Origin of the sequence: Streptomyces europaeiscabiei (assembly GCF_001550375.1) — a bacterium.
Taxonomy (GTDB): Bacteria; Actinomycetota; Actinomycetes; order Streptomycetales; family Streptomycetaceae; genus Streptomyces; species Streptomyces europaeiscabiei.
The window spans coordinates 1-4,124 of the sequence record NZ_LRTR01000175.1 but is presented as its reverse complement, the minus strand read 5'-3'; the positions used below and the strand labels follow the sequence as shown (position 1 = coordinate 4,124).

Sequence of the window (4,124 nt, the reverse complement as noted above, 5' to 3'; positions counted from 1 at the left end):
CGGGCCGCTCGGCCCGCGCCGCCTCCGCGAACCGCCGCCGCACCTCGTCGGCCCGCTCCCGCTCAGGAGGACGAGGGGCCGGCACAGCCGGCTGGTGCCCGCTCACGACGATCCATACGGCTCGGAGCCGGAGCCGGAGCCGGAGCCGGAGCCGGAGCCGGAGTCCGGGCTGGCGCCGGAGCCGGAGCCGGAGCCGACACCGGAATCGGGGCCGGGGCCGGGGCCGGAGCCGGGACCGGGATCTTCCGGTTCCGGCTCCCGATAGTGGTGATACGAGTGATGCGCCGCGAACCCCATCCCCCCGTACAACGCCCGCGCCCCCGAGTTGTCCGTCTCCACCTGCAGCCAGCCGGCCGAGGCGCCCTCGTCCAGGGCCCGCCGCGCCAGCGCCGCCATCACGGTCGTCGCGAGCCCCCGCCGCCGCTGGGCGGGATCGACCTCGACGGCCGAGAACCCGGCCCACCGCCCGTCCACGACGCACCGCCCGATGGCGGCCGGCCCCGCACCCTCCGCCCCCGGCACGGTCGCGAACCACACCGAGGGCCCGCTCCCGAGCACCCTCAGCGCGACCTCGCCGAGGCCCTTGCGCTGGTAGCGGCCGAGCCACGCCTCGTCCGCCGTCCGGGACAGCTCGACCTCGGGCGCCTCCCGGTCCGCGGCCGGCGCGAGCGCCCCGATCCACAGTTCGGCGGTCACGTCACGGACCCACCCGCGATCGGCCACCTCGGCGCACAGCAGCTCCTGGGTGCCCTCGGCGCCCGTGGCCAGCTGCATGAACGCGGGCAGCCCCCGGGCGGCGTACCAGCCGCGTACGGCCGTCAGCGCCTCGTCCAGGGGCATTCCGGGGTCGCCGAGGGGCAGCACCGAGTTGGCGCGCCGGGTGAAGCCGGAGGCGGCCCGCAGTTCCCACTCGCCGAGCGCCGCGCGCTCGACCGGCTGCCAGGTCCGCGCGGCGACCCGCGCCAGCTCCGCGTACGAGGCGGCGGGGCCGCGTCGGCGGGCGGGAGCGGCGGGGACGGTCTTCCCCGCCACCAGCGACGACTCCTCGATCCGCACCCGCTCCCCGTTCCGTCGGGTGATCAGCAGGACACCGTCGTCCCATGATGTGAGAACTCCAACCGTGTCAGTGAATTTCCCACCCCCGGCGGCATCGTCGTCGACGCGCCGCACGGACACGCGTTTGCCCACGTCAGCGGCGGAGACACGGATCTCGAGACGTCCACCGGCAGAGATTTCCACAGGTCCGTCCACCCCTCCTGTTCGGATCATGCCCAGGAACGGAGATACTAGGTGCGGGCATCGACGACGCCGCGCTCCCGCGCGCCAGGCGGCGGAGCCTGAGGAGGCCCGCCGGCGCCCTATCGAGGAGGAACGACAGCGTGACCTACGTCATCGCGCAGCCTTGTGTCGACGTCAAGGACAAGGCATGTATCGAAGAGTGCCCGGTCGACTGCATCTACGAGGGGCAGCGATCCCTCTACATCCACCCGGATGAATGCGTCGACTGCGGTGCCTGCGAGCCGGTGTGCCCGGTCGAGGCGATCTTCTACGAGGACGACACCCCGGAGGAGTGGAAGGACTACTACAAGGCGAACGTCGAGTTCTTCGACGAGCTCGGCTCGCCCGGTGGTGCCAGCAAGCTCGGCCTGATCGAGCGCGACCACCCCTTCGTCGCCGCACTGCCGCCGCAGGCCTGAAAGCGACGCCGCGGGCCCGGGGCACGGCTCCTGTGGCCCGTATCCGCGCCGCCTCGGTCCCGTACGGCCCGATCACCATGATCGCCGTACGGGGCCGAGGCGTTCGCCGTACGAGCGGTACGTACGCGTCCGTCCCTCCGCTCGGGAACGTACGTACGAGAAAGTGAGCAGATCCCGTGTCCGCAGTCAGCGACCGTCTTCCCGCCTTCCCCTGGGACAAGCTGGAGCCGTACAAGGCGACGGCCGCCGCTCACCCCGGTGGCATCGTGGACCTCTCCGTGGGCACGCCGGTCGACCCGGTGCCCGAGCTGATCCAGAAGGCGCTGGTCGCCGCGGCGGACTCGCCGGGTTATCCGACCGTGTGGGGCACCGTCGAACTGCGCGACGCGATCACGGGCTGGCTGGAGCGCCGCCTCGGCGCCCGTGACGTCACCCACCACCACGTCCTGCCGATCGTCGGCTCCAAGGAACTCGTCGCCTGGCTCCCCACCCAGTTGGGCCTCGGCCCCGGCGACCGCGTCGCGTACCCGCGCCTGGCCTACCCGACGTACGAGGTGGGCGCCCGCCTCGCCCGCGCCGACCACGAGGTCTACGACGACCCGACGTCCCTGGACCCGGCCGGCCTCAAGCTCCTCTGGCTGAACTCGCCGTCCAACCCCACCGGCAGGGTCCTGTCCAAGGCCGAGCTGACCCGGATCGTCGCCTGGGCCCGCGAGCACGGCATCCTGCTCTTCTCCGACGAGTGCTACCTGGAGCTGGGCTGGGACGCCGACCCGGTCTCGGTCCTCCACCCGGACGTCAACGGCGGCTCGTACGAGGGCATCGTCGCCGTCCACTCCCTCTCCAAGCGCTCCAACCTGGCGGGCTACCGCGCGGCCTTCCTCGCCGGGGACCCGGCCGTCCTCGGCCCCCTCCTCCAGATCCGCAAGCACGGCGGCATGATGACCTCGGCCCCCACCCAGGCCGCCGTGGTCGCCGCTCTCGGGGACGACGACCACGTCCACGAACAGCGGGCCCGGTACACGGCCCGGCGTGCGGCGCTCCGTGAAGCCCTCGTCTCGCACGGCTTCCGCATCGAGCACAGTGAGGCCAGCCTCTACCTCTGGGCCACCCGGGGCGAATCGTGCTGGACCACCGTCGCCCACCTCGCCAACCTCGGCATCCTCGTGGCCCCCGGAGACTTCTACGGCCCCGCGGGCGACCACCACGTCCGCGTGGCCCTCACGGCGACGGACGAGCGGGTGGCGGCAGCGGTGGAGCGCCTGGCCCAGGTCTAGGTCCTGTCGTTCGTGACAGCCCGAAGGGGCCCGGGGGAGACCCCGGGCCCCTTCGGCGGTTCGGCCGGGCGTCAGCCGAGCGGGCCCTGCACCGGGAGCTGACCCGTGGGCAGTCCACCCTTGGTGGCCGTCTTGCTCGTGTCGCCCAGAACGGTGCCGGCGGAGCCGGCGGTCTCCCCGGCGGCCTTCTGCGCGACGGGCGTCGTCGTCTTGACGGTCTTCCCGCCGGTCTTGCCCACGGTGGGCAGGGTCTGCTTGGCCGCCTTGGTGCCGGCGTCGCTCGCGACCCCGGTGACGTTCTGCGTCGCGCCGTCCACGGTGGTACCGGCGTTCGCCCCGTCCACGGCGGACAGGCCGCCGAGGTTCGGGGTGGCCGGGAGTTCGGGCGCCGCACTCGCGGAGCCGGCCGCACCGACCACGGAGGCCGCTCCCGCTGCGGTCAGCAGCGCGGCACGGGCGATCCGGCGGGTCAGGGGGAGGGACATGGTGCTCCTTTGACGGAAGAGAACGGTGAAGTGTCCGACCGCGCCCGGGAGTTGATCGTTCCGGGCTCGGACGCAGTGACTACCGCTCGAAGCCCTCGAAGGTTGCGGCGACCCGACGTAAAGAGTTTGCAATGCGTCTCATTATCAAATGCGGATTCAGTCGGACAAACGCCATCCGGTCCGAAAGTCTGCTGAATCCTTACGGCTCTTTGGCCCCAAGGGATCCCGCGATGCGGGGGTGACCAGCCGAAAACCTGCGCACCCCGTCCACACGACGCACCGCACGTACCCCGCACGGGTGAGGCTCGCGGCCTACTGTCCAGTGACGATTCGGACCTCGGCGGCGGAACCCGCCGAGTCGCCCACCGTGCCCTCGGCCTTGCGCCACGCACCGGCCCGGCCCTCGGCGACCCACTCCCGGCCCGCGTACGCGACGCGCTCGACGCCCAGGCGGGAGGAGTTGGCCACGGCCCAGTGCGCCAGCTCCCAGCCGCGCTGCCGGATCTTCCCGGCGTCCCCGGCGTCCGTGAGGGGGATGATCACGGTCCCGGCGACCGGGGAGCCACTCGGACTCGGCGACGGGCTCGCCTGGGCGGAGGCGCCGCCCACGGAGCCCACCACCGCCGCGGCCGCCTCGAACGCGTCGTCTCCGAAGTCCCGCGCGA

At 72.8% G+C, this 4,124-nt stretch carries 5 protein-coding genes; 2 read left to right on the top strand and 3 right to left on the bottom strand.

All coding sequences use genetic code 11. The annotated features are described in order from the left end of the window. Nucleotides 1-102: 102 nt before the first annotated feature. Nucleotides 103-1,239, bottom strand: coding sequence for a GNAT family N-acetyltransferase (locus AWZ10_RS08425; protein WP_060890782.1), 1,137 nt, complete (start codon nt 1,237-1,239; stop codon nt 103-105). A 140-nt stretch (nt 1,240-1,379) separates the two neighbouring features. Here AWZ10_RS08425 and fdxA point away from each other — a divergent pair, with 140 nt between their 5' ends. After that, nucleotides 1,380-1,697 carry a ferredoxin gene (gene fdxA, locus AWZ10_RS08420; RefSeq protein ID WP_005480604.1) on the top strand — a complete coding sequence of 106 codons (318 nt, stop codon included), beginning with the start codon at nt 1,380-1,382 and terminating at the stop codon, nt 1,695-1,697. Nucleotides 1,698-1,873: 176 nt separating this feature from the next. Further along, nucleotides 1,874-2,974, top strand: a complete 1,101-nt coding sequence (locus AWZ10_RS08415) for a bifunctional succinyldiaminopimelate transaminase/glutamate-prephenate aminotransferase (protein ID WP_060890781.1) — start codon at nt 1,874-1,876, stop codon at nt 2,972-2,974. 71 nt (nt 2,975-3,045) lie between these two features. Here AWZ10_RS08415 and AWZ10_RS08410 read toward each other — a convergent pair whose 3' ends face one another. Beyond that, entirely contained in the window at nt 3,046-3,459 is a 414-nt protein-coding gene (locus tag AWZ10_RS08410) for a hypothetical protein (RefSeq protein ID WP_046707239.1), read from the bottom strand. Nucleotides 3,460-3,771: 312 nt separating this feature from the next. Beyond that, nucleotides 3,772-4,124: VldE C-terminal domain-containing protein (locus AWZ10_RS08405; RefSeq protein ID WP_482258096.1), on the bottom strand; the 353-nt coding region annotated here is incomplete at its 5' end.

Coding starts and splice junctions, on each gene's coding strand:
- AWZ10_RS08410 (WP_046707239.1), bottom strand. CDS start 3,459: ATGTCCCTCCCCCTGACCCGCCGGATCGCCCGTGCCGCGCTGCTGACC.